This is a genomic window from Massilia sp. GCM10023247 (genome assembly GCF_042653325.1).
Lineage (GTDB): Bacteria > Pseudomonadota > Gammaproteobacteria > Burkholderiales > Burkholderiaceae_D > Telluria.
On record NZ_JBHSIB010000021.1, the window covers coordinates 84727 to 107235 of the forward strand.

The following is a 22509-nucleotide window of genomic DNA, read 5'->3' on the forward strand; positions in this document are numbered from 1 at the left end:
TCTGCATCCATGGCCGGAACGGCAACACCGCATCGAGGAAAGTGCATGAGGCATTCGAAACTGGCGCGGGCGGCATGGCTGAGCGCCGTGCTACTCGCCGGGGCGCTGGGCGGCTGCGGCAGCGTCAATCCACTGGCGCCGGCAAAGCCCGTCGACGACGCGGCCATTGCCAGCAAGGTGAAAGCGGCCATCGGCAGCAATCCGGAATTGAAGTCGGCGGACATCGAGGTCGACAGCCGCGAAGGCATTGTCCAGTTGAGCGGGTTTGTGAGCTCGGCGGACAGCGTGGCAACTGCAGCATCGGTTGCCCGCACAGTGAAGGGCGTGAAGTCGGTGAAGAACGACCTGCGCCTGAAGTAAACCCACCATAGGAGAGTAATATGAAGACCATCAAAAACCTGGCAGTGAGCGCGACCATCGCCACCATGGCACTCGGCCTGGCCGGTTGCTCCGGCATGTCAACGCAGGACAAGCACACCGCGATCGGCGCCGGCGCCGGCGCAGTGATCGGTGGCGCCCTGACCGGCGGCAGCGCCGCGGGCACGGTCGGCGGCGCGGCTGTCGGCGGCGTCATCGGCAACCAGACCGGCAAGACCAACTAAGTTTTACCCCCCAGGCAAACACACGAGACGCCCCGCTTGCGTACTGCGCAAGCGGGGCGTTGCGTTTTGGGAGTTGTCCTGCGGTGCGGCTGCTCGCCTGCGCGGACCGCGTGGGCTCGCGAACCGCACATCACGGGTGCGGCCGATCACACGAAGGCGCTCGACAGGGCGCCCGCGCCGGCATCCTTGACGATCTCGTAGCAGGTGCAGGCCGCCGCCGCCAGTCCTTCGGCATCGAGGATTTCGATATTGCCGCGGCTGTAGATGATCAGCCCCTGCTGCTGCAAGGCGCTGGCGGCCTTGGTGACGCCGACCCGGCGCACGCCCAGGGCATGCGCGAGGAACTCGTGGGTCAGGTGGAATTTGTCGGATTGCAGGCGGTCGCGCGTGATCAGGAGCGAGCGCGCCAGGCGCGCCTCGAGCACGTGGAAACGGCTGCACACGGCGATCTGGATCGCCTGCGCCAGCAAGCTGTCGGTGTAGCGGTACAGCACCCGCTGCAGCGCGCCGTTGCGCGCGAATTCGCTGCGGAACGCGGCGCTCTCCATGCGGCTCGCGCTGCCCGGGCGCTGCACGACCGCACGCACCTGGGCCGTTTCGTGGCCGAGTGCGACCGTCGCGCCCAGCATGCCCTCGCGCCCCACCAGGCCAACCTCGAGCGTCATGCGCCCGCCTGCCACGCCCAGCAGCGAAATCAGGCAGTCGTGGGGAAAATAGATGTAGCGGATAGGATCGCCCGCCTCGCCCAGCACCTCGCCTGCCTCGACATGGACCGGGTCGAGCAAGGGCAACACCTGGGCCAGCTCCTGCGGCGGGAGCGCGGCCAGAAGCAAGTTGGCGTTGTGCTCGGCGACCTCGGGAGAAGCGGCAAAATTCATCAGACCCTCTCGATTGGATTTCCCCCGTCGCGGCAAAGGCAGGAACGGGGCTGCGGATACATTTGCAAACAATTTCGATCAGGTTAAATGCTCTGATAGGGGAAGTATGTTCGGTGACGCACGGAATACCTTGTTGTTCCTGAGGACAATCTTCATTCCAGCCAGACTGGGCATCGAAGCCCCGGCTGGGGATGACCTGCAACCAACCGAGAACACGCCATGAACAATAATATTTCCAGTCCACCGGGGCAGTCCCGGCACCACCCGCTCCTGCTGCTGGCAGCGCTCGCCGTCGTGCTGTTCTGCCTGGTCGGCACCGCCGCCATCATGGGCTGGATTCCGTCCTCGATCGGCGGCAACGATAGCCGCCAACTGACCGAAGCCGAGCGCGCCGCGCTCGCCTCCAGCCTGCCGTCCGCCGGCCAGTCGCCGGCGCCAGGCGCAAGCAGTGCCGAGATGGCCGCCCTCGCGCCGCAAGGCGCAGCCGGCGCGGCTCCCGTGATGCCCGCCGCCCCGGCCCAGCAGGTCGCCCAGGGCTATGCCCCGGCCCCTGCCGAGCGCTACGCGCGCGAAGCCGAACCCGAGCCGGCGCCGCGCACGACGGTCAAGCCCAAGCCGGTGCAGGTCGCTGCCGCCGAGCCGAAATGGTGCGGCAACTGCGGCAATATCGAATCGGTCCGCGCGATCAAGCAGCGCGCCCAAGGCAGCGGCCTGGGCGCGGCCGGCGGCGCCGTCATCGGCGGCCTGCTCGGCAACCAGGTCGGCGGCGGCAGTGGCCGCCAGCTGGCCACGGTGGCCGGCGCCGTCGGCGGCGCGGTGGTCGGCAACCAGGTCGAGGGCAACATGAAGGCCACCACGACCTGGGAAATCCGGGTCCGCCTCGACGATGGCACCCTGCGCACCTTCAACCAGGGCAGCGAACCGCAATGGCGCAGCGGCGACCGCGTGCGCATCGTGAAGGGACGCCTGCGCGCCGCCTGATCCTCTTTTGGCATCGCTCCGGGGGCCGGCCATCCGCAGGGATCGCCGGCCTTGATTTTTTCCTCCGCGCAATGTGCGCCACCGCACGGAAATACTGCTGAGCTAACCCGACAATGGCTACGCGCTCCGAAAGGGCGCGGGACACCCGGCCAGGATGCACGGCTGGCGTAGACAACCATCGAAAAGGGGATCACCATGAATAGCCTGGCGTGGATCGGCATTATCGTGTGGGGATTGGTCGTGACGGCTTTCGGGCTGGTGTCGGCGGAGCCGACCCGGCTCGCGCAGGAGGTGGCGGCGCACGACGTCGTCTTCCTTGTCAGCGGTGGCCTGCTGACCTGCCTGATCGGCATCGTCGGACTGCTCGGTTTCATGGGCTGGGTGCCCGGCCTCGACCCGAAGCGCGCCTCGCGCCCAGGGTCGCGCGCGTAAATATCGCGCCGAATGTACGCCACCGAACGGTCAAGCTGAGCAGAGCACACGATACTGCATTCACGGCGCCAGGAACGGCGCAAACTGAATGAGGAGACCCATCATGCTCTACACTATCGCTATTGTCCTGATCGTCTTATGGCTGCTCGGCCTGGTCACCTCGTACACGATCGGCGGCTTCATCCACATCCTGCTGGTCGTCGCCGTCATCATGATCCTCGTACGCCTGATCAGCGGCCGAGGCATATAGGCGCAATCTGCCGACTGATGCTGTACCATGCACGCTTTGTAGTTGTTTGACCAATCCGTTTCGCGGACGCGCCCTGCGGGTGCGCCCACGAAACGGATTTTTTTAAGGAGAATCCCATGAAGAAAAACCTGACCAAATCCGTCGTTGCCGCCACCGTCCTCGCCCTCGGCGTGAGCGGCTGTGCCGACATGAGCGCCACCCAGCGCGGCACCGCCACCGGTGCCGGCGCGGGCGCGGCCCTCGGCGCGCTGATCGGCGGCACCACCGGCGGCGGCGGCAGCAACCGCGCAGGCAAGGGCGCCGTCATCGGCGGCGCCGCCGGCGCCGTGATCGGCAACATCTGGTCCAAGCGCATGGAGCAGCAGAAGCAGGCGATGGAACAGGCCACGCGCGGTACCGGCGTGCAGGTCAGCCAGACCTCGGACAACCGCCTCAAGCTCGACATCCCGAGCGACGTGTCGTTCGACACCGGCCGCGCCGACATCAAGCCGAACTTCCAGCCCGTGCTCGAGCGCTTCGCCCAGACGCTCAACGAGAACCCGGCCACCAACGTCGTGATCATCGGCCATACCGATAACACCGGCAGCGCCGCGATCAACCAGCCGCTGTCGGTCGACCGCGCTGCGCGTACCCGCGACTACCTGGCCGCCCGCGGCGTGAGCCCGAGCCGCATCACCATCGAAGGCCGTGCCGACCGCGAGCCGATCGCGTCGAACACCGATGCCGGCGGCCGCGCCCGCAACCGCCGCGTCGAGATCTACGTCGCCGAACCGGCACGCGGCTAATCCCGCCCTGCCCGCCCATGCGCGCCCCGGCGCGCATGGGCTCCCCGCATCGCCTTCCCGCCGTCCCCGTTTTTCGTCCAGTTTTCCCTCCGCTGTTTCCGCCCTTGCCTCCCCGCTGCTGCCGGCCCGGCTGGCCAGGCCTGTCGCGTCTTTGCACCCATCAACGGCATCGGCCGCAGCTCCCGCCTGGGCGCCGGCAACAAGGTCTGGTGATGCGCGCATGCGCGCTTGATCCTGGCTGGACCGAAAGCCTGGCGCCAGGCCCAGCGCCAGCTCGCCTGTTGCGAAAACGTGCCGGCTGCGGCGCCGATTCGAGCGCGCGCAATATCTTCCTGGCCTGACGGCGCGATAGTGTTGCTTCCTAATGGCAACATTTCCTCGTGCCACCATGCTCGATACCCCTGCCGCCCCTTCCTTATCCGACCCGCTCTCCGCCAGGACCGAGGCCGCCGTCCTGTGGCGCCCGTCCGCCGTCGCCGTCTGGAGCCTGGTATTTACCCCGGTGTTCGGCTCTTACCTCCTGATGCGCAACTGGCAGGCGCTGGGCCAGCAGCGCGCCGCCCTCGCCGCACGGCGCTGGCTGCTCGCCAGCCTGGCCGTGCTGGCGCTGGAACTGTTCGCCGGCGCCGTGAACCGCCGCCTGAACGGCGGCTCGCCCCTGGTGCAATGGCTGGCCCTGGCCTGGCTGGGCCTGTGGCTGCTGGCCGCCGCCGCGCCGCAATGGCAGCTGGTGCGGCGCCGCTTCGGCCGCGCCTATGCCCGCCGCGGCTGGAACGGCGCGCTGGCCACGGCGGTCGCCTTCGGCGCACTGAGCTGGAGCGCGGGCGCGCTACTGACCTGGCTGCTGCTGGCATTCACCTGAGGCGCATCCTTCCATTGTTGCGCCAACGGGACAGCGCCCTGCCTGCTCAGTTGGCCGTTTGTACGCTGCCGTACCAAGCGCGGCCAGCCTCAGCGCGTACACTGTTACCCCTCAGGGTAACGGAAATTGTATGCTTGCTATTCTTGAACAAATCGACCCGCACTCCGACCGCATCGACTTGCTGGTCGAACTGGTCGAATGTCTGCGGCCGCGCCGGGGCGACCTGTCGCGCGCGCGCGCCGCGGTACGCACGCTCACCCAGCTCCTGCGCGGCAACCCCGAGCAGGCCTGGGCGCTGCGCAGTTATATCGTCACCATGCTCGAGAAGCGCCGCCACACCAGCCTCTACAGCGACATCGGCATCCTCTCGAACGACGGCTTTTTTACCGAACTCAAACGCCGGATTTCCTACCGCCTCCTGCCGCCCGCGCTCGACGACCTGTATCTGTCGGACGCGCTCAACCAGGTGCTGTACCGGGACGACGACTACGAGTGGATACGCTCGGTGCCGGACGCCGACTGGCTGGCCCTGTTCGACGTGGTGGCCGAGGCGCCGCCGCCGCGCGACGCCGCGCCCGACCGGGCGCACCTGGTCACGGTGCTGGGCATGCTCGACGCCATCCGCACCCTGTCCTGCCGCATCTGCGCGCTGGGCCTGGAGCCGCGCCTGGTGCACAGCTACAGCGAGATCGAGGACTTCGACTCGCCCTTCCTGATGCAGAACATCGAGGTCAACCACTACCTCGACGACTACCAGCGCTACCTCGAAGGCAGCCCGCAATTGCCGGAAGACGCGCGCCACCTGGTGGTGATGCTCGACCAGTGCGAGGACGTGATCGCCAAGATCCGGCGCAACTCCCTGTCCTTCGGCACCAGCGTCGCGCTGACCTATGTGCTGGTTGCCATCGCCCAGAGCATCGAGCGCCTGCGCAAGCTGCTGTTCCTGGTCGAGATCGGCGACGGCGGCCGCGACGCCGCCCGGGACGCGGCGCAGCAGTTGCTGCCGGCACCAAGCGAGGAACCCGGCACCCAGACACTCGAGATGGTCGTGCAGCCGCCCCAGGGCCGCGCGCTGGTGGCGGCCGTCTATACCCCGAGTCCGCCGCGCCCGCTGACGGCAAGGCGCGCCGCCGCCGTCGAGCTGGCCCAGGAACTGGTCGAAGCGCACAACACGAAATACCGCGTGCGCGGCCTGTTCAAGGACAACATCGACCTGCTGGCGCGCAACGTCACCGAAAATGCGAGCCGCACCGGCGAGCACTACATCGCCGAAAGCCGGGCCCAGTTGCGCGGCATGTTCAAGGCCGCCGCCGGCGCCGGCTTCATCGTCGGCTTCATGGCGATGTTCAAGATCCTGCTGGGCTACCTGCGCGCCGCGCCCCTGGTCGAAGCCTTCCTCTTCAGCATGAACTATTCGCTCGGCTTCATGCTCGTGCACATGCTGCACTGGACCATCGCCACCAAGCAGCCGGCCATGACGGCCCAGCGCATCGCCGCCGGCCTGCACAGCCGCGACGGCCGGCGCCCCGACTTCGACAGCATGGCCGAACTCGTCAACAAGGTATTCCGGACCCAGATCATGGCCGTGATCGGCAACGTCGCCGTGGCCTTCCCGACCGCCCTCCTCATTGCCATCGCCTACCAACAAATGACCGGGCACCACCTGGTCACGCCGCAGAAGGCGCACCACCTGCTGCACGACGTCGACCCGATCCACAGCCCGGCCCTGCTGTATGCGGCCATTGCGGGGGTCTGGCTGTTCGTGGCAGGACTGATATCGGGCTACTACGACAACAAGGCGCTGTACACGCGCATGGGCCAGCGCGTCCAGCAATTGCGCTGGCTCGGCTGGCTGCTGGGACACGAGCGGCGCGCGCGGCTGGCGCGCTATGTCGAGGACAATCTCGGCGGCCTGATGGGTAACTTCTTCTTCGGCATCCTGCTCGGCACCACCGGCACCGTCGGCTTCCTGCTCGGGCTGCCGCTGGACATCCGCCACGTCACCTTCTCGACCGCGAATTTCGCGACGGCGCTCGTCGGCCTCGAGTATCAGATAACATGGGCCGAGGCCGCCAATGCGGCACTGGGCGTGGTGTTGATCGGCGCGGTCAACCTGCTGGTCAGTTTCCACCTGGCGCTGTCGGTGGCGCTGCGTGCACGCAGGATCCAATTTACGCGCAGCATCCTGCTGATGCGTGCACTCGGCCGGCGCTTCCTGCATGCGCCGATCGATTTCTTTATCGGCCCGAAGGATGTGGACGTCCCGGACGTCGACCCCACGGCTACAAGGGGAGCAAAATGAACAAGAAACGCCTCACATTCTGGCTGGCCGCACTGGCCCTGGCCGGCGTCGTCGCCTCCTGCCGCACCCTCCCCGACGCCGAGCGCCTGCCCGATACTCCCGCCAAGGCCAGTCCCACCGTGACCACCGCGCGCGGCACCCTGCCCCAGGGCAAGGCGTCGAACCTGCTCACGCGGCGCTGGGCCAACGCCACCAGCGACCTCAAGTCGCTCGCCGTGCTCGAGGAGCAGGCCACCGGCGTGCCGCTGATCGCCGGCAACCAGGTGCAGCTCCTGTTCGACGGCCCGGCCACGATGCGCGAGATGATGGCCGCCGCGCGCGCCGCCACCAATTCCATCAACCTGGAAACGTATATCTTCGACCAGGACCCGATCGGCCTGCAGTTCGCCGAGCTGCTGATGGAAAAGCGGCGCCAGGGCGTGACGGTGAACGTCATGTACGACAGCGTCGGGACCCTCGGCACGCCGAAAGAATTTTTCGGACGCATGCGCGCGGCGGGCATCAACCTGCTCGAGTTCAATCCGATCAATCCGGCCAAGGCCAAGGGCAACTGGTCGATCAACAACCGCGATCACCGCAAGATCATGGTGGTCGACGGCAAGGTGGCCTTCACCGGCGGCATCAACATCAGCAGCGACTACGCCAACAGTTCGCTGTTCCGCTCGCGCCGCAAGCCCGAGAACGTCGACAAGGACAAGATCGGATGGCGCGATACCCACGTGCGCATCGAAGGTCCGGCCGTAGCCACGCTGCAATGGGCGTTCGTCAACAACTGGGTGCGCCAGGAAGCCGGCGAATTGCCGCCCGCGAACTACTTCCCGCGCCTGGCGCCCGCCGGCGACAAGTTCGTGCGCGTTCTCGCCACCGAGCCGAACGGTCACTCGGAAATCTACAAGTCGCTGCTGGTCGCGATCAACGAAGCCAGGAAATCGGCCCACATCACCTCGGCCTATTTCGTGCCCGACCAGCAGGTCGTCGACGCGCTGGTGGCGGCCGCCAAACGCGGGGTCGACGTCAAGCTGGTGCTGCCCGGCGTCTCCGACCACGGCCTCGTGATGCATGCGGGGCGCGCCTTCTACGAGCCGCTGCTCGAAGGCGGCGTGCGCATCTTCCAGCTGCAGGTGGCGGTGCTGCACGCCAAGACCGCCGTGATCGACGGTGCCTGGTCGACCATCGGGTCGGCCAACATCGACCGCCGCAGCTTCATCCACAACTACGAACTGAACATCGTCGTGATCGACCCGGCCTTCGGGCGCGACATGGAAGCGGCCTTCAACGAAGACCTGCGCAGTTCGAAGGAAGTCACCCTGGAAGAATGGCGCGACCGCCCCTGGTCCGACCGGATCAAGGAATGGGCGGCGCGCCTGACCGAATACTGGATCTGAGCGGCCGGCCGGCGTAGTTCAGATGCCGGCCGCGAGCATGCCTTCCGCCGCGGGCGCCCAGACATTCCCGGTGCGCAGGAATTTTTCGGTGAGGATGACGCGGAAGGCGTTCGTCAGCGCATCCCAGCCGTAGCGGTCGATCTCGACCCGCTCGTGCTCGACCCGCAGCAGGTTGAACGAATTGACCTCCCCCCGTCCCCGTGTCGAGGTCGCCGTCCCCGCCTGCACCACCAGCGCCGCGTAGGCGTCGATCTGGTAGCGGCTGGCGGTGCTGGCCGCATGGCTGACGTGCATGTGGCCGGCCAGCAGCACGTCCACGCCGCACTGCGCGAACACCTCCATCGCCATCGCCGCCCGGTCGACCAGGTTCTTTTCTTCGAACGTGGTCGGCAAATCGAATGGATGGTGGGTCACGACGATGCGCGTGAGCTTCGGGTCGAGTCCTTCGAGCTGGGCCCGGATGCCGGCCACCTGCTCCTTGTTGAGGCGTCCGTCCTTGATGGTCAGCGAACGGGCCGTGTTCACCCCGACCACGGCGATCTCCTCGTCCACGTAGACCGGCTCGAGGTCCTCGGTGATGTAGCGCTTGAAACGGTCGAGCGGCTTGACGAAGCGGCGAAACACGTTATACAGCGAAATGTCGTGGTTGCCCGGCACCACGATCTGCGGCCCCGGCAGGGTGTCGAGGAAGGCGCGCGCCTCTTCGAACTGTTCGGCCCGGGCCCGCTGGGTCAGGTCGCCGGAGACGACCAGCACGTCCGGCTTGATCGAATGGATGAGGTCGTGCAGCGGCCCCAGCAGGGTCTGGTCGACGCGTCCGAAATGCAAGTCGGACAGGTGGATGAGTGTGCGCATCAGGATTCCCCGGGTGTCAGGTTGGTTGTGCCGCGTCTGTCGGTTGCGTGCGCGGCGCCCTTGCCCTTGTCCACCTGCCGGGCGGCCTGGCGCCGGCTCAGCGTGGCGGCGGCGGTGATGCAGACCGCCAGCCAGGCGCAGCCCTCGGCCAGACCGGCCAGCACGTCGGACAGGTAATGCGCGCCCAGGTAGAGGCGCGAGCCGGCCACCAGCGCCACCATCGCGCAAGCGGCCAGCACGATGGCAATGCGCGCCGGCCAGCGGCGCGCGCGGCTGAGGCCATAACAGGCAAGCAGGCCGTACAGCACCGTGGCCGAGACGGTATGTCCGCTCGGGAAACTGTAGGTGGAAAGCTGGACGATCGGCTCTTCGAACCACGGCCGCGCGCGCGCAAACGCGTGCTTCATCGCCACGTTCAGCAGCATGCCGCCGGGTACCGTGACGAGCGCGGTCAGCATCCAGCGGCGGTCGCCGCGCCGCGCCATCCAGAAGGCCGCGAGTGCGGTCAGCCCGAGCACGCCGGGCGTGCTGTGCAGGTGGGTCACGGCCAGCAGGAAGTGGCGCAGGCCCGCGCTCGCGTGGGCGTGGGTATGCAGCCAGGTCGCCAGCTGCAGGTCGAGCTCGGTGATCGGGGCGCCGTCCACCACGGCGCCGGCGATGCGCGCAAAACCGGCCACCGCCAGCAGCAGCACGAGCAGGCCCAGGGTCAGGTGCAGGCCGAAGATCTCGTCGGAAGAAAGGCGGGCAGCGGCGAAACGGTGCAGGCGGGAGGTAGGCGAGTTATCCATTCGGGCCAGATGGGGATGCATGGCAAAAAAACCACACTAAAAATTTTTTACTGGTGTTTTGTACAGTACCTGTGGATTTATACAGTAGTTGTGCTATTCTGTTTTCACTGACCAACATAATTCAAACAAGGGAAACGTCAATGACCACTCTGAACAACGCCTTCGGCCTGGAATACGCTCCTGCACCTTTTCTTATGCGTTTTGGCCGCCGCGAAATTCTGATCACCCGTGACTTCCGCAAGCGCTTCTACCCGATCAATCCGATCATCGAATGCGACACCGGGGTCGAAGCGGGCCACCTGGAAGTGCTGCTGTTTGGCCGCTGGTTGCTGATCCTTTCGAAGGCGCACTAATCGGTTCGCCGCAAGTTCTGCGCGCTGACATGCGGGTCGGGCGTCCGCATTGAAATCCTCATATCGATAGCTGAAATCATTCGTTTTCTTCGGATGAGCGGAGCAATACCCTAGCGGTAACTCCTCCACTCTCCGAAAGAAGCGAATGATCAAGAAAATCGCCCCTGCGCTGGCCGCCCTGCTGCTGTTGGCCCAGTCGACCGCCTTCGCGGCCGACACTACCCTGCTCAACGTGTCCTACGACCCGACGCGCGAGCTGTACCAGGACTTCGACGCCGCCTTTGCCCGCCACTGGAAGGCCAAGACCGGCGACAAGGTCACCGTGCGGCAGTCGCACGGCGGCTCCGGCAAGCAGGCCCGCGCCGTGATCGACGGGCTGGCGGCCGACGTCGTCACGCTGGCGCTGGCTTATGACATCGATGCTATCAGTGAACGCGGCCTTATCGCGCACAACTGGCAGGATCGCCTGAAGAACCGCAGTGCGCCCTACACCTCGACCATCGTGTTCCTGGTGCGCAAGGGCAACCCGAAAGGCATCCGCGACTGGGGCGACCTGGTCAAGCCGGGCGTGGCCGTCATCACCCCGAATCCGAAGACCTCGGGCGGCGCCCGCTGGAACCACCTCGCCGCCTGGGGCTATGCCCTGCGCCAGCCGGGTGCCAGCGAAGCGAGCGCGCGCGACTTCATCAATCGCCTGTACAAGAACGTGCCGGTGCTCGATTCCGGCGCGCGCGGCGCCACCACCACCTTTGTCGAGCGTGGCATCGGCGACGTGCTGCTGGCCTGGGAAAACGAAGCCCTGCTGGCCCTGCGCGAGCTGGGGCAGGGCAAGTTCGAGATCGTCGCGCCCAGCGTGAGCATCCTGGCCGAGCCGCCGGTCGCCGTGGTCGACAAGGTGGTCGACAAGCGCGGCACGCGCGCGGTGGCCCAGGCCTATCTCGACTACCTGTACAGCGACGAGGGCCAGGACATCATCGCGAAAAATTATTACCGTCCCTCGGTCGAGAAATTCTCGCGCAAGTATGCGGCGCAGTTCCCCAACATCAAGCTGTTCACCCTGGACGCGGTGGCGGGCAACTGGGTCCAGGCCCAGAAGGCGCACTTTGCCGATGGCGGCGTGTTCGACCAGGTTTACCAGCCCGGCAAAAAATGACTTGAAATATGGCGGATGGCCACGACTGTTATCTGGATAACAGGTGGCCGCCCGCATGTCCTGCATGTCTGCATGCGCGCGGCCCTTCCCGTACTACTTAAGGAAAGGAAGCGTCATGTCCGTAAAACTTCGCCATATCAACGAACAGGTCATGGTCATCACCGGTGCCAGTAGCGGCATCGGCCTGACCACTGCCCGCCTCGCCGCCGAACAGGGTGCGCGACTCGTGCTCGCCGCGCGCAACGGCGAGGCGCTCGACCAGCTGTCGAGCGAGCTGCGCCGCCACGGCGCCCAGGTGGCCACCGTGGCCGCCGACGTCGGCAACCCGGCCGACGTCGAGCGCATCGGCCAGGTGGCGCTCGAGCGCTTCGGGCGCATCGATACCTGGATCAACAATGCCGGGGTCGGCATCTTCGGGCGGCTCGAGGATGTATCGCCGGAAGACCACCAGCGCCTGTTCCAGACCAACTTCTGGGGCGTCGTGAACGGCTCGCTGGAAGCGGTCAAGCGCATGAAGCTGCGCGGCGGCGGCGCCCTGATCAATGTCGGCAGCGAGGTATCGGACCGCGCCGCGCCCCTTCAAGGCATGTATTCGGCGTCCAAGCATGCGGTGAAAGCCTTCACCGAATCGCTGCGGATGGAACTGGAAAAAGAAGGGGCGCCGATCTCGGTGACGCTGGTCAAGCCGGCTGCCATCGACACCCTGTTCGCGGTGCACGCGAAGAACTACATGGACAAGGAACCGGCGCTGCCGCCACCCGTGTATGCCCCGGAAATCGTGGCGCGCGCCATCCTCTACTGCGCCGAGCATCCGAAACGCGACGTCTTCGTCGGCGCCGCCTCGAAAGTGATTTCTTCCAGCAACGCTCACATGCCGCGCATGCTCGACCAGTTCATGAACGCGAGCATGTGGCGCCAGCAAAAGTCGAAACTCGACAAGATCCCGGGCAGGCGCGACGCCTTGCATGCGCCGGACCCGTCCCAGACCCTGCGCGAGCGCCAGGGCATGACGGGACGTTCGGTGAGGGAAATCTCGGTCTACACGGCGGCCACCCTCAACAAGAAACCGCTGGCGGCGGCCCTGATTGGCGGTGGCGCCCTGCTCGCGGCCTGGGGCCTGTCGCGCCGCAACGCGGGCCGTCCCGTGTAAGCCGATCGCGATCCGGGTAGCTGTGTAATCGGGCAGCTGCAGAGTCGGGTAGCTGCGCAAGCGGGCCTGGCGCGGGGCCGATGCCTTGCCTGGCCCGGCAAGGCAGACAGCAGCGCGAGGCCGCGTGCCGGTGCCGCCGGGCTGGCGGCGCGACTCGCCGGCACGCGCTGCCGGGCCGCCGCTGCGCGTCGTCGCTGCCCGTCGTTGCTGCCCGTTGTCGCTATTAGCGCTTGGTGTCCGTTCCCGGCGGACGGCTGGCCAGGAAGTCGGTATCTTCTTCCGTCAATGGGAGGTCCGGGATCGATTCGACGCGGTCGGTGTCGATGTCCACCCCATCCTTGACGACGGTGTCGCGGCCGGCCGAGGCGCGCTCGCCGGTGCCGCCGGCGTCGCTGTCGCCCGAAAAGTCGGCGTCGCCCACATCGGGGCCGGCGGTGTCGCCCGCGAAGCTTTCCTCTTCCTCGTTGGTACCGCGGTCCAGGTGGACCAGCTGGTCGTCGTCGAGGTTGGTGGCGAAGCCGGGGCCGCCCACGACATCGCTGCCGGTGTCGGACAGGTCGCTCGGACCGAGTGCATCGGTGCCATGGCCCTTGCCAAGGCTGCGGTCTGGGCGTTCCGGGAAGTTGTCCGGATCGAGTGTGCTAGCGCCAGTCATAATGCCTCCGTGAAGATGGTTGTCAGATAGGTTCAGGCTACAGAAATTGTCGAAGCCGCGTCGCCGCGCACGGCTCGATAGAACAGGACGATGCGCTCAAAACGCGTGGCGCATGCCGACGTTCAAGGCCGAGTTGCCGCTGCCGCGCGAGGTGGCGTTACCGACCGTATAGGCGGCGCCGTTGCGGTTACGGATGCGCGAATAGGCCGCATAGAAATCGGTGCGGCGCGAGACCGCGTGGCTGGCGCCAAAAGCGATCTGGTTGGCGTCCTGGTTGGCGAGGTCGCGGTCGTCCTTGGTGATATACGAGGCCAGCAAGGTGGTCCGTGCGCTCACCGGGACGGCCATGCCGACCAGCACGTCGCGGCTGTTGCTCGATGCCGTGCGCGCAATGCCCGCGCCATACGGATTGTCGGGATTGAACAGCGGCGAGCTCGCCCAGCCGCGGCTCAGGCTGTAAGCGGCATAGGCCGTGCCCCAGCCCAGGCGCAGGTTGGCGGCCAGGATCGAATTGCGGGCGACGGCGTCGTTGTGGGTCTTGCTGTTGAACTGCACGCGCACGGCGCTCTGGTTCTGGTGCGCCGCGCGCACGGTCAGCGGACCGCGCTCGATGCCGACCGTCATGCCCCAGGCGCGCCCGGCGGGCGAGGTGTCGACCTGTTCCTTGAACGAATACGAGGCGCCTGCCGACAGGCCGCGCGCAAGTGCGCCGTAATACTGCACGCTGTTGTCGACGCGGCGCCCTCCCCCGATCAGGTTGCTGGCGCTGCCCGCCATGCCGCCCTTGAACGGATCGGCGACATCGGTCAGCGCCAGGTATTGCAGGCTGTACTGGCGTCCGACCGTCAGTGCGCCGAATTCACCTGCCAGGCCTACCCAGACCTGGCGCCGGGAACCGCGGTCGCCGGCGTCGGCGCGGCCGGTATCGAGATTCACCCCCGTTTCCAGTGCAAAGATCGCGGCGGTGGTCTCGCCCAGCGGTTCGCTGCCCTGGATGCCGATATGCGACTCCGACGCCAGCCCGCTGCCGACCGTTGTCGTACAGGGTCCGGCGCAGCCCTTCTGGGTCACGACGCCGGCGTCGAGCACGCCATAGGTCGTGACACCGTTCTGGGCGCACACGGCAGCGGCGCTTCCTCCAAGTATTGCGGCTGTGACGAACGACTTGAGCATCGGCGTAATCCTCTCTACGCCTCTACCTTACCCCTATCAAGCGGGTTCATCTGCGGAATGTCGCACATACGGCTGACCGTAATGGCTTCTCTTTTTGTAGGCGGACTCTGACGGTTACTTGTTTTTCGATGTCGAGCCTCCACGAAGCGGCCGTATTCGTTCCTTGTGCGCCACACTTTTTCAGCAACACCCCGCCATCAACGAAAAGCCCCGAACAACGGGGCTTTTCGCGGGCCAGACCTGCAACCGGGCGCCTTACTTGTACAGCACTCCCGGCAGCCACAATCCGATCGCCGGGAAAGCGTACAGCAGCATGATCGCCAGCACCTGGATGCCCATGAACGGCAGCATGCCCATGAAAATCTGGTTCAGGGTCACATGCGGCGGCGCCACGCCCTTCAGGTAGAAGGCCGACATGGCCACCGGCGGCGACAGGAAGGCCGTCTGCAGGTTCATCGCCACCAGCAGTCCGAAGAACAATGGATCGATGTTGAAGTGGGCCAGCAGCGGCACGAAGATCGGCATGAAAATGACGATGATCTCGGTCCACTCGAGCGGCCAGCCGAGCAGGAAAATGATGACCTGCGCCAGGATCATGAACTGCACCGGCGTCAGGTTCATCCCCAGCACCCAGGCGTTGATGATCTCCTGCCCGCCCAGCAGGGCAAAGGCGGCCGAGAAGATGCTCGAACCGACGAACAGCCAGCACACCATCGCCGTCGTCTTGGCCGTCAGGTGGGCCGATTCGCGCAGCAGGTTGAAATTGAACCTGCGGTAGGCAATGGCGAGGATCAGGCCGCCGAAGGCGCCCATCGCCGCCGCCTCGGTCGGCGTGGCCAGGCCGAACACGATGCTGCCGAGCACGGCCAGGATCATGATCGCCAGCGGGAACAGCGAGCCGAGCAGCATCTTGAAGATCTCGAGCCGCGCGAAGCTGAAGAAGATATAAAACACCAGCAGCGCCGCCGCGCCTGCCGCCAGCGCGATCCAGAAGGTGCGCGACGCTGGCTTGGCCAGCGGCTCGACCGCCGGGACTTGCGCCGCGGCCTCGATGCGCTCGGGCGACGCCGCCGCGGCCGGTGCCGCCACCGGCGGCATGGCCGCGGCACCTTCGGCGGGAGGCTCGGCCAGCGCCGTGTCCGCGACTGCCTCCACCGGCGGCTCGGCCAGGCCATCCTCGGCGGGCGGTTCCTGCAAGCCGCCGCTGTCGCCCTCCCCTTCACCCTGGACCACATCGAACGACTGCTCGGCGCCCATTTCGACCAGCTCCGTCGGGGCGGCCTCGGGCGCGGTGACGATCCGGTAGCTCACGCCCATCACGGCGGCAAAGGCCAGTGCCGGCAGCAAGGCCACGAACAGGTTGGACATCAGCGTGCGGCTGGGCACGTTCGCGCCGCGCGCGCCCTTGATGGCACCCAGCAGTCCCGGCACGGCCGGTTTGCTGTAGGCCCCGGGAATGGCTTGCGCGAATGGCGGCAGCGCGACGACCCGTTCCGAGGCCGGCAGCGGCGGCGCGGCCGAGGGTTTGAGCTTGGCCACCAGCAGCACGTAACCGATGTACATGCTGGCCAGCATGATCCCCGGGAACAAGGCGCCGGCATACAGCTTGACCACCGATACCCCGGCCGTTGCGCCATACACGATCAGGAGCACCGAGGGCGGGATCAGGATGCCCAGGCAGCCGCCGGCCGTGATCGAACCGGCCGAGAGCTGGGTACTGTAGCCGGCCTTGAGCATGGCCGGCAGCGCCAGCAGCCCCATCAGGGTGACGACGGCGCCGACGATGCCGGTGGCGGTGGCGAAAATGGCGCAGGTGACGATGGTCGCCACCGCCAGCGAGCCGGGAATGCGCGCCATCGCCAGGTGCAGGCTCTTGAACAGCCGCTCGATCAGGTTGGCGCGCTCGACCAGGTAGCCCATGAAGATAAACAGCGGAATCGAGATCAGGACGTCGTTGGCCATGACGGAATAGGCGCGCTGCACCATCAGGTCGAGCGTGAGCCCGACTGCCTGGCTGGGGTCCTGGCTGTGGAAGGCGAACCAGGCGAACATCATGCCCATGCCCATCAAAGTGAATGCGGTCGGGAACCCGAGCATGATGGCGACCACCACCAGCGCCAGCATCAGCAGGCCGAGGTGGCCGTTGGTCATGTCGGCCGGCGCCGGCATCAGGATGAACAGGCCGATGACGATCGCCAGCAGGATCGACAGGCCGAACCAGATTTCTTTTTTCATTTCGTTCCCGCCCCTCTTGCCCCGGCCTCGCCAGTGGCGCCGCTGGCCTCGTCCACATGCACCATCGCCTTGAGCTTGTCGACGTCGACTTCCTCGACATCGGCCTCGCGCGCGGGCCACTCGCCCCTGCGCAGGCAGATCACGCAGCGCACGATTTCGACGAAGCCCTGCAGCAGGAGCAGGATGCCGGCGAAGGGAATGACCATCTTGAAGGGATATAAGGGGGGGCCATTGGCGGTGAGCGTGGAATGCTCGCGGATGGCGAACGACTCGGCGGCGTAGGTGTAGCCGGCCCAGACCAGGGCGACCACGCCGGGGATGAAGAAGACGATGTAGAGCAGCAAGTCGAGGCCGGCCTGCAGGCGCGGCGGAAAGAAGCTGTACAGCACGTCGCCGCGCACGTGGCCGTTCTTGGCCAGCGTGTAGGCGCCGGCCATCATGAAGGCGGCGCCGTACATCATGATCATCAGGTCGAAAGCCCAGGGATTGGGCGAATTGAGCGCATAGCGCGCAAACACTTCCCAGGTGATGAGGAAGGTAAGCACGACGATCAGCCAGGAAAATGCCTGGCCGACCAGGCTGCTGACCCGGTCGACAAAAAACAAGACGTTCTGCATGAAGCTGCTCCCGGACGCAAACGAAGCGCCACCCCGCGCTCGGGCGGGGTGACTACAACAGTGTTATTGCTGCGTGTTATTGCTGCGTGCTATTGCTGCGACGGGCCGCTTACGCCTTCTTCGGCGCCGGCGCCTTGCGTCCGAAATAGTGGTTGTAGGCCATGCGGCGCGGGTTGTTGGTGTCCATGTCCCACTTCATGGCGCGTTCGGCAAAGGCGCGCATGGACGCCTCGACTTTCTTGAACAGCGCGTTGCCGGCCCCTTTCTTGGCCACCACCTCGTCCCATACCGCCAGCTGCGCCTGCAACACCGAGTCCGGCGTCTTGTAGAACTTGACGCCCTGCTGGGCCTGCATCTCGCGGTAGTCCTTCGAATAGCGGTCGACCGCCTTCCAGGCCATGTCGGACGAGGACGCTTCGACCGCGTTCTCGATGATCGCCTTCATCTTCGGCGGCAGCGCGTTGTACTTGGTCTTGTTGAAGGAGATCTCGAAGGTCTCCGAGCTCTGGTGGAAGCTTTGCAGCATGCAGACCTTGGACACGTCGGGGAAGCCGAGCAGGCGGTCGGAGCTGGCATTGTTGAATTCGGCGCCGTCGAGCAGGCCGCGGTCCATGGCCGGCACGATCTCGCCGGCCGGCAGCGCATTCACCGCCGCGCCCATGGCGGTGAACAGGTCGATCGCCAGGCCGTTGGTGCGGAACTTGGTGCCCTTCAGGTCTTCGACCTTGCTGATCGGCTTCTTGAACCAGCCCAGCGGCTGGGTCGGCATCGGGCCGGTCAGGAAGGAGACGACGTTGGCCCCGATCCCGTTATACAGCTCGGCCAGCAATTCCTTGCCGCCGCCGTACTTGTGCCAGGCCAGGACCATGTTGGCATCCATGCCGAAGGCCGGACCCGAGGTCCACAGCGCAATCGCGCTCTGCTTGCCGTAGTTGTAGCCCATCACGCCGTGGCCGCCGTCGAGCGTGCCCTTCGACACTGCGTCGAGCAGGCCGAAGGCCGGCACCACGGCCCCGGCCGGCAGCACCTCGATCTTCAGTTCGCCGCCGGTCATGTCGTTGACCTTCTTGGCGAAGTCGAGCGCGTATTCGTGGAAGATGTCCTTGCTCGGCCAGGTGCTCTGGAAGCGCATCTGCTTGGGTGTCTGTGCGGTGGCGATCATCGGGACTGCCAGCATCGTGGACGCTGCGGCAGTTCCCAGGAACTTACGGCGGTTCGATACGGATTGCTTCGACTCCTTGTCAACCTTCTTCATGGTACGTCTCCTGTCTAGTTATATGTATAAGCGACTGATAAACGACTGAATCGACACACGCACAGCTTGTGGAATTGGGCAGGACCTCCTTGGATGCATATTTGGCACAACTCTTCGCAGAATGGGCTTGTTTCCTTACGGATTTCTTACGCCGGAAGCGTGCAGGGGCGCCCTGACGGCCGCGCGCGGGCGCTCGAGGACCCGGGTCGCGCTTCCAGTTGGACCGCGGCGACGCCGGGCTTACGCATGCGGCGCGTCAAGCGGAACTGAAATGATGCGGATTTCGCGCTGCAAATCCGTCGTGGGGAAGGAGGAGATGCGCTGTTGGGGCGCAGGAAGCCGGCGTAGCGGGCGCTACGCCGCGGATGAGCGCCGCCCTGCCCTGGGCAAGGCGGCGCGCAGGCCTAAAAGCTTAGCGGACCGTCACGCTGACGCTGGCCTGGCCGATGTTGCCGGCGGCGTCGCGCACCACGGCCTGGACGGTGTGCACGCCGGCTGCCCACTTGCGGGTGTTCCAGCCATACGCCAGCGTGCCGCCGGTGCCCTGGGCGACGAGCTTGCCGTCGATCAGCAGTTGCTGGGACAAGGCAGCCGCGCCCAGGTTATCGCCGGCACTCACGCTGACCGACACCGTGCCCGAGGCCGAGCCGGCAACCGGGTTGACGATGCGCACCGTTGGCGCCGTGGTATCGGCTGCGCTGCCGCTACCCGAACCCGTCGCGCCGCCCAGCGGCGCCGCATTCGCCACGTTGACGGCGACGGCGGCCGAGCGTCCGGCGTTGCCCGCCGCATCGTAGGCGATGGCGACCAGGTTGTTCATGCCGTTCGGCGAACCGGCCGAGTTCCAGCTGAAGCCGAAGGGCGCGCTGCTGTCGCTGGCCACGACGCTGCCGTTGACCTCGAGGTCCACGCGCGTCACGCCGACATTGTCGGTGGCGCTGGCATCCACCGCGACCAGCCCGCTGACGCTGCTGCTGCCGAGCGGCGCGGTGATCGCGGCGACGGGCGCGCTCGCGTCCGGCGGCGGCAGTGCCGCGCGGGCCGCCTGCACGGCGGCCACGGCATTCACGCGCCCATGACCGAAGTACTTGTCGCGGCCCGCGGTGCCGAGGTCGAGCGCGGTCGAGAACAGCAGGCTTTCGATCGCCGCCCCCGACAAGGCCGGGGCGGCCGCCATCATCAGGGCCGCCACGCCGGCGGCTACCGGGCTCGCATACGAGGTGCCGTTGACGCTTGCATAGCCGCCGCCCTGGCGGGTGGTCCAGATGCCGCTGCCGGGCGCCGCCAGCGACACGAAACTGCCGTAACTGGACCAGCTCGCGCGGCTGTCGCTGCTGGTGGTGGCGCCGACGACGATCATTGCACTGTTGGGCGCATAGCCCTGGTCGGTGCCCGTATTTCCGGACGAAACGAATACCAGACCACCCTTCGACTTCAGGTAGTTGGCGGCGCTGGTGACCGAGCTGCTGGTGGTGACGCCGCCATAGCTGACGTTGGCCACCCGCGCGCCGTTGTCGGCCGCATGGATCAGGCCGCGCGCGATCGTGCTGTACGAGCCATAGCAGGTGCCGCTGGCGGCATCGCGATAGGCCACGCGCAGCGGCATGATGCGCGCCCCGCCCGCGATGCCGACCACGCCGACGCCGTTGTTGCTGACCGCCGCAGCCGCGCCCGCGACCGAGGTCCCGTGGCCGCATACGTCGGCGAGGTTGGTATTCGAATCGTAGAAGTTGAACCCTGGAACCAGGTTCGGCACCAGGTCGGGATGGGCAGAATCGATACCGGAATCGAGGATGGCGATCGTCACGCCGGCGCCCAGCGTCGTGTCCCAGGCCAGCGGCGCGCCGATCTTGTTGACATGCCATGCGCTGCCGATGTACGGATCGTTGACGGCCAGCGTGCTCTCCACCAGCCTGTCGAGTTCGGCAAATTTGACATGCGGATTGTGGCGCAGGCGCGCCAGCACGGCTTGTTCCGAAGCATTTCCGGGAAGGTCGACGATGTGCAGGCCGCTCTGGCCCAGCTTGCGGCGCTTGTGGCCGGGTATGTTGACGATGGTGTCGAGGGCCTGGGGCGTTACCCCGTCGCGCACCTCGACCAGTACCCGTCCGCGCACGAAATCGCCGGGCTGTGCTGCCGACGCGCTGCAGGCAAGGCTGGCGCCCAAGGCGGCGATGGCGCAGGCGAGGATGGTAAAGCTAGGTTTGTTGCTGTTCATTGCTAATCCTGTTGATTAATTATCAACAGGACTGCCCGCGTGCGAGCGCACCCGGCCGCGCCGGCGACAAGCAAGGTCGGCGGACGGTCCGGCGATCGAAACACATGCATCTGGCAGTCCTGCCGTCATGGGGCGGTGCGCCCGGTAGACCGTGACTTTGCGTCCCGCGCTTTCGCGCGGTATGCCTTTTCAGAGTGAATCGATGTTAGACGGTCTAATTCCCGAACGCAACTTCACTGTCATGCAGCGTGGGTTTTTCGTCTTAATGCAAAAGCACAGTTGTCGAAAAGAGCAGCGCTATGGCGCTTTAAACAACTGCGCTGCCGGCTTTTATTTGTTGCGGGAAAAATGTTGATTAATGGATTCGTTTCTTGCGCCCAAATATTTGTGTTACATCAACGTCGAAAGAATTTACACATCATCGTTTTCCAAATCCCATCTGTATTTACAAGCCCTTGATTTACATGGCCTTCTTTTTTGCGGCATGCATCTTGCATAAATCATGGTGATTCTCGGCAATGTATTGCTATTTCAATGGGGGAATAGTGCAAAGTCCGGAATTCGAGCTGCTAATGGTTACAAGGAAATTTTCTTTTGACCAAATAGTTGCGATAACAAACCTGATCAAATGTTGATTGAAAAGGCCATACCATGAATGCTCCAAAGACACTCAAGCGTTTCATTGCGACCGCAGCATTGCTGGGTGCGGCAGGGTCCAGCCAGGCCTCGCTCATCCAGGTAGGCACGATTACCGATACCGGCACAGGATTCGGTAACGTGAATACGGTACTCACCCTCCAGAACAACAACCAGACCGGACTCACCTCCGGCGCGGTGATGCGCTCCGGCGGCAGCGACACGACCACCGGCACTGTCCAGCCAGGCGGCGTGCACAACAGCACCTATTCGTTCGGCGAACTCAACGTCACCAACGCCGGCGACCTGCTGTTCGTCTTCAACGCTGCCGAACCCGGCAATACTGCGACGAACGGCGTCACGCTGGAGTCGCTGGTCCTCTCGATCTATTCGGACACCGGCGGCACTGCCCTGTACACCGCCAGCCTGCCGAATCCGATCACCTTCGCCACGACCGAGACGGGCATCGGCCGCTCCGGCTTCACGTTCGCCCTCGACGCCACCCAGGCCGCCGAGGCCCAGGCCTTCCTCAGCCCCACCAGCCGCATCGGCCTCGCCGCTTCGCTGTCGGGCGCCACCGGCGGCCCGGACACCTTCTTCGTCAGGGCATTGGACGACGACGGCCAAGGCCCCGGCAACGAGATCCCCGAACCGGGCAGCGTCGCCCTGCTGGGCCTGGGCCTTGCCGGCTTCTGGGGTGCGCGCCGCCGCGCACGGCGGCAGGGCTGAGTCATCGGATGGCGTTGGCCACAGCATGGCAGTTCGCACGCTGCTGGAGGGCGCCGGTTTCGTTCACGCTTCCATTCGAGGGAGTCGCCCGGCACGATGTGCCGGGCGTTTTTTATTGCTGGGATTCGTAAAAGTCGCGCTCCCGCCTCAATATCAAAACCTTGTTGTCATAAGGAAATATAAGCGCTACTCTATTGCGGGCGGAGCTACCGATC

22 protein-coding genes and 1 riboswitch are annotated in these 22509 nt (G+C 65.7%); of the genes, 13 read left to right on the forward strand and 9 right to left on the reverse strand.

Annotated features, from left to right (window positions below):
- Window positions 1–45: 45 nt before the first annotated feature.
- Both ACFPAH_RS16575 and ACFPAH_RS16580 read left to right on the forward strand, forming a co-directional pair.
- Window positions 46–360 (forward strand): BON domain-containing protein, encoded by a 315-nt coding sequence (locus ACFPAH_RS16575; RefSeq protein WP_379747482.1) that lies wholly within the window; start codon window positions 46–48, stop codon window positions 358–360.
- Between the two features lie 20 nt (window positions 361–380).
- Window positions 381–602 (forward strand): glycine zipper 2TM domain-containing protein, encoded by a 222-nt coding sequence (locus ACFPAH_RS16580; RefSeq protein ID WP_379747484.1) that lies wholly within the window; start codon window positions 381–383, stop codon window positions 600–602.
- 146 nt (window positions 603–748) lie between these two features.
- On the opposite strand, the gene ACFPAH_RS16585 is transcribed toward ACFPAH_RS16580, so the two are convergent.
- Window positions 749–1480, reverse strand: coding sequence for a Crp/Fnr family transcriptional regulator (locus tag ACFPAH_RS16585; protein WP_379747486.1), 732 nt, complete (start codon window positions 1478–1480; stop codon window positions 749–751).
- A gap of 219 nt (window positions 1481–1699) precedes the next feature.
- On the opposite strand from ACFPAH_RS16585, the gene ACFPAH_RS16590 reads away from it, so the two are divergent.
- The 7 genes from ACFPAH_RS16590 to cls all read left to right on the forward strand — a co-directional run bounded on the left by ACFPAH_RS16590 (window position 1700) and on the right by cls (window position 8477).
- Complete coding sequence (locus ACFPAH_RS16590) at window positions 1700–2461, forward strand: glycine zipper 2TM domain-containing protein (RefSeq protein ID WP_379747489.1); 762 nt, start codon at window positions 1700–1702, stop codon at window positions 2459–2461.
- 195 nt (window positions 2462–2656) lie between these two features.
- A complete protein-coding gene (locus ACFPAH_RS16595) occupies window positions 2657–2893 on the forward strand; it encodes a hypothetical protein (RefSeq protein WP_379747491.1) in 237 nt (78 codons plus the stop codon).
- A gap of 103 nt (window positions 2894–2996) precedes the next feature.
- Complete coding sequence (locus ACFPAH_RS16600) at window positions 2997–3143, forward strand: lmo0937 family membrane protein (protein WP_136223041.1); 147 nt, start codon at window positions 2997–2999, stop codon at window positions 3141–3143.
- 116 nt (window positions 3144–3259) lie between these two features.
- Window positions 3260–3928 (forward strand): OmpA family protein, encoded by a 669-nt coding sequence (locus tag ACFPAH_RS16605; protein WP_379747493.1) that lies wholly within the window; start codon window positions 3260–3262, stop codon window positions 3926–3928.
- 364 nt (window positions 3929–4292) lie between these two features.
- A complete protein-coding gene (locus tag ACFPAH_RS16610; RefSeq protein ID WP_379747495.1) occupies window positions 4293–4790 on the forward strand; it encodes a hypothetical protein in 498 nt (165 codons plus the stop codon).
- Between the two features lie 130 nt (window positions 4791–4920).
- Window positions 4921–7092: a site-specific recombinase gene (locus ACFPAH_RS16615; RefSeq protein ID WP_379747497.1), complete on the forward strand. Its 2172-nt coding sequence runs from the start codon at window positions 4921–4923 to the stop codon at window positions 7090–7092.
- Window positions 7089–8477: a cardiolipin synthase gene (gene cls / locus ACFPAH_RS16620; RefSeq protein ID WP_379747499.1), complete on the forward strand. Its 1389-nt coding sequence runs from the start codon at window positions 7089–7091 to the stop codon at window positions 8475–8477. Before ACFPAH_RS16615 ends, cls begins: the two co-directional genes overlap by 4 nt.
- 18 nt (window positions 8478–8495) lie before the next feature.
- Here the strand turns inward: cls and ACFPAH_RS16625 are convergent, their stop codons facing one another.
- Both ACFPAH_RS16625 and ACFPAH_RS16630 read right to left on the reverse strand, forming a co-directional pair.
- On the reverse strand, window positions 8496–9332 hold the full coding sequence (locus tag ACFPAH_RS16625; protein ID WP_379747501.1) for a metallophosphoesterase family protein: 837 nt from the start codon (window positions 9330–9332) through the stop codon (window positions 8496–8498).
- Window positions 9332–10120 carry a phosphatase PAP2 family protein gene (locus tag ACFPAH_RS16630; RefSeq protein ID WP_379747503.1) on the reverse strand — a complete coding sequence of 263 codons (789 nt, stop codon included), beginning with the start codon at window positions 10118–10120 and terminating at the stop codon, window positions 9332–9334. Before ACFPAH_RS16630 ends, ACFPAH_RS16625 begins: the two co-directional genes overlap by 1 nt.
- A gap of 140 nt (window positions 10121–10260) precedes the next feature.
- On the opposite strand from ACFPAH_RS16630, the gene ACFPAH_RS16635 reads away from it, so the two are divergent.
- The 3 genes from ACFPAH_RS16635 (at window position 10261) to ACFPAH_RS16645 (ending at window position 12776) form a co-directional block, all read left to right on the forward strand.
- Window positions 10261–10473, forward strand: coding sequence for a hypothetical protein (locus tag ACFPAH_RS16635; RefSeq protein ID WP_379747505.1), 213 nt, complete (start codon window positions 10261–10263; stop codon window positions 10471–10473).
- A 145-nt stretch (window positions 10474–10618) separates the two neighbouring features.
- Entirely contained in the window at window positions 10619–11626 is a 1008-nt protein-coding gene (locus ACFPAH_RS16640) for a sulfate ABC transporter substrate-binding protein (protein ID WP_379747507.1), read from the forward strand.
- 115 nt (window positions 11627–11741) lie between these two features.
- Window positions 11742–12776, forward strand: coding sequence for an SDR family oxidoreductase (locus ACFPAH_RS16645; protein WP_379747509.1), 1035 nt, complete (start codon window positions 11742–11744; stop codon window positions 12774–12776).
- A 223-nt stretch (window positions 12777–12999) separates the two neighbouring features.
- Here the strand turns inward: ACFPAH_RS16645 and ACFPAH_RS16650 are convergent, their stop codons facing one another.
- The 6 genes from ACFPAH_RS16650 to ACFPAH_RS16675 all read right to left on the reverse strand — a co-directional run bounded on the left by ACFPAH_RS16650 (window position 13000) and on the right by ACFPAH_RS16675 (window position 20929).
- Window positions 13000–13431 carry a hypothetical protein gene (locus ACFPAH_RS16650; RefSeq protein ID WP_379747511.1) on the reverse strand — a complete coding sequence of 144 codons (432 nt, stop codon included), beginning with the start codon at window positions 13429–13431 and terminating at the stop codon, window positions 13000–13002.
- Window positions 13432–13527: 96 nt separating this feature from the next.
- Complete coding sequence (locus ACFPAH_RS16655) at window positions 13528–14604, reverse strand: porin (protein WP_379747513.1); 1077 nt, start codon at window positions 14602–14604, stop codon at window positions 13528–13530.
- 255 nt (window positions 14605–14859) lie between these two features.
- The gene (locus ACFPAH_RS16660) at window positions 14860–16839 is read right to left on the reverse strand and encodes a TRAP transporter large permease (RefSeq protein WP_379747515.1); all 1980 of its coding nucleotides are present in this window, start codon (window positions 16837–16839) and stop codon (window positions 14860–14862) included.
- Entirely contained in the window at window positions 16836–17456 is a 621-nt protein-coding gene (locus ACFPAH_RS16665; protein ID WP_379747517.1) for a TRAP transporter small permease subunit, read from the reverse strand. Before ACFPAH_RS16665 ends, ACFPAH_RS16660 begins: the two co-directional genes overlap by 4 nt.
- 109 nt (window positions 17457–17565) lie before the next feature.
- On the reverse strand, window positions 17566–18711 hold the full coding sequence (locus tag ACFPAH_RS16670) for a TRAP transporter substrate-binding protein (RefSeq protein ID WP_379747519.1): 1146 nt from the start codon (window positions 18709–18711) through the stop codon (window positions 17566–17568).
- A 412-nt stretch (window positions 18712–19123) separates the two neighbouring features.
- Window positions 19124–20929, reverse strand: coding sequence for a S8 family serine peptidase (locus ACFPAH_RS16675; protein WP_379747521.1), 1806 nt, complete (start codon window positions 20927–20929; stop codon window positions 19124–19126).
- 109 nt (window positions 20930–21038) lie between these two features.
- Window positions 21039–21125: riboswitch (cyclic di-GMP riboswitch) on the reverse strand.
- A 455-nt stretch (window positions 21126–21580) separates the two neighbouring features.
- On the opposite strand from ACFPAH_RS16675, the gene ACFPAH_RS16680 reads away from it, so the two are divergent.
- Window positions 21581–22294, forward strand: coding sequence for a PEP-CTERM sorting domain-containing protein (locus tag ACFPAH_RS16680; RefSeq protein WP_379747523.1), 714 nt, complete (start codon window positions 21581–21583; stop codon window positions 22292–22294).
- Window positions 22295–22509: the final 215 nt, after the last annotated feature.

What these genes read in the sequence shown, in the direction of transcription:
- ACFPAH_RS16575 (WP_379747482.1), top strand. Translation starts at nt 46, where the DNA reads ATGAGGCATTCGAAACTGGCGCGGGCGGCATGGCTGAGCGCCGTGCTA.
- ACFPAH_RS16580 (WP_379747484.1), top strand. Translation starts at nt 381, where the DNA reads ATGAAGACCATCAAAAACCTGGCAGTGAGCGCGACCATCGCCACCATG.
- ACFPAH_RS16585 (WP_379747486.1), bottom strand. Translation starts at nt 1,480, where the DNA reads ATGAATTTTGCCGCTTCTCCCGAGGTCGCCGAGCACAACGCCAACTTG.
- ACFPAH_RS16590 (WP_379747489.1), top strand. Translation starts at nt 1,700, where the DNA reads ATGAACAATAATATTTCCAGTCCACCGGGGCAGTCCCGGCACCACCCG.
- ACFPAH_RS16595 (WP_379747491.1), top strand. Translation starts at nt 2,657, where the DNA reads ATGAATAGCCTGGCGTGGATCGGCATTATCGTGTGGGGATTGGTCGTG.
- ACFPAH_RS16600 (WP_136223041.1), top strand. Translation starts at nt 2,997, where the DNA reads ATGCTCTACACTATCGCTATTGTCCTGATCGTCTTATGGCTGCTCGGC.
- ACFPAH_RS16605 (WP_379747493.1), top strand. Translation starts at nt 3,260, where the DNA reads ATGAAGAAAAACCTGACCAAATCCGTCGTTGCCGCCACCGTCCTCGCC.
- ACFPAH_RS16610 (WP_379747495.1), top strand. Translation starts at nt 4,293, where the DNA reads ATGGCAACATTTCCTCGTGCCACCATGCTCGATACCCCTGCCGCCCCT.
- ACFPAH_RS16615 (WP_379747497.1), top strand. Translation starts at nt 4,921, where the DNA reads ATGCTTGCTATTCTTGAACAAATCGACCCGCACTCCGACCGCATCGAC.
- cls (WP_379747499.1), top strand. Translation starts at nt 7,089, where the DNA reads ATGAACAAGAAACGCCTCACATTCTGGCTGGCCGCACTGGCCCTGGCC.
- ACFPAH_RS16625 (WP_379747501.1), bottom strand. Translation starts at nt 9,332, where the DNA reads ATGCGCACACTCATCCACCTGTCCGACTTGCATTTCGGACGCGTCGAC.
- ACFPAH_RS16630 (WP_379747503.1), bottom strand. Translation starts at nt 10,120, where the DNA reads ATGGATAACTCGCCTACCTCCCGCCTGCACCGTTTCGCCGCTGCCCGC.
- ACFPAH_RS16635 (WP_379747505.1), top strand. Translation starts at nt 10,261, where the DNA reads ATGACCACTCTGAACAACGCCTTCGGCCTGGAATACGCTCCTGCACCT.
- ACFPAH_RS16640 (WP_379747507.1), top strand. Translation starts at nt 10,619, where the DNA reads ATGATCAAGAAAATCGCCCCTGCGCTGGCCGCCCTGCTGCTGTTGGCC.
- ACFPAH_RS16645 (WP_379747509.1), top strand. Translation starts at nt 11,742, where the DNA reads ATGTCCGTAAAACTTCGCCATATCAACGAACAGGTCATGGTCATCACC.
- ACFPAH_RS16650 (WP_379747511.1), bottom strand. Translation starts at nt 13,431, where the DNA reads ATGACTGGCGCTAGCACACTCGATCCGGACAACTTCCCGGAACGCCCA.
- ACFPAH_RS16655 (WP_379747513.1), bottom strand. Translation starts at nt 14,604, where the DNA reads ATGCTCAAGTCGTTCGTCACAGCCGCAATACTTGGAGGAAGCGCCGCT.
- ACFPAH_RS16660 (WP_379747515.1), bottom strand. Translation starts at nt 16,839, where the DNA reads ATGAAAAAAGAAATCTGGTTCGGCCTGTCGATCCTGCTGGCGATCGTC.
- ACFPAH_RS16665 (WP_379747517.1), bottom strand. Translation starts at nt 17,456, where the DNA reads ATGCAGAACGTCTTGTTTTTTGTCGACCGGGTCAGCAGCCTGGTCGGC.
- ACFPAH_RS16670 (WP_379747519.1), bottom strand. Translation starts at nt 18,711, where the DNA reads ATGAAGAAGGTTGACAAGGAGTCGAAGCAATCCGTATCGAACCGCCGT.
- ACFPAH_RS16675 (WP_379747521.1), bottom strand. Translation starts at nt 20,929, where the DNA reads ATGAACAGCAACAAACCTAGCTTTACCATCCTCGCCTGCGCCATCGCC.
- ACFPAH_RS16680 (WP_379747523.1), top strand. Translation starts at nt 21,581, where the DNA reads ATGAATGCTCCAAAGACACTCAAGCGTTTCATTGCGACCGCAGCATTG.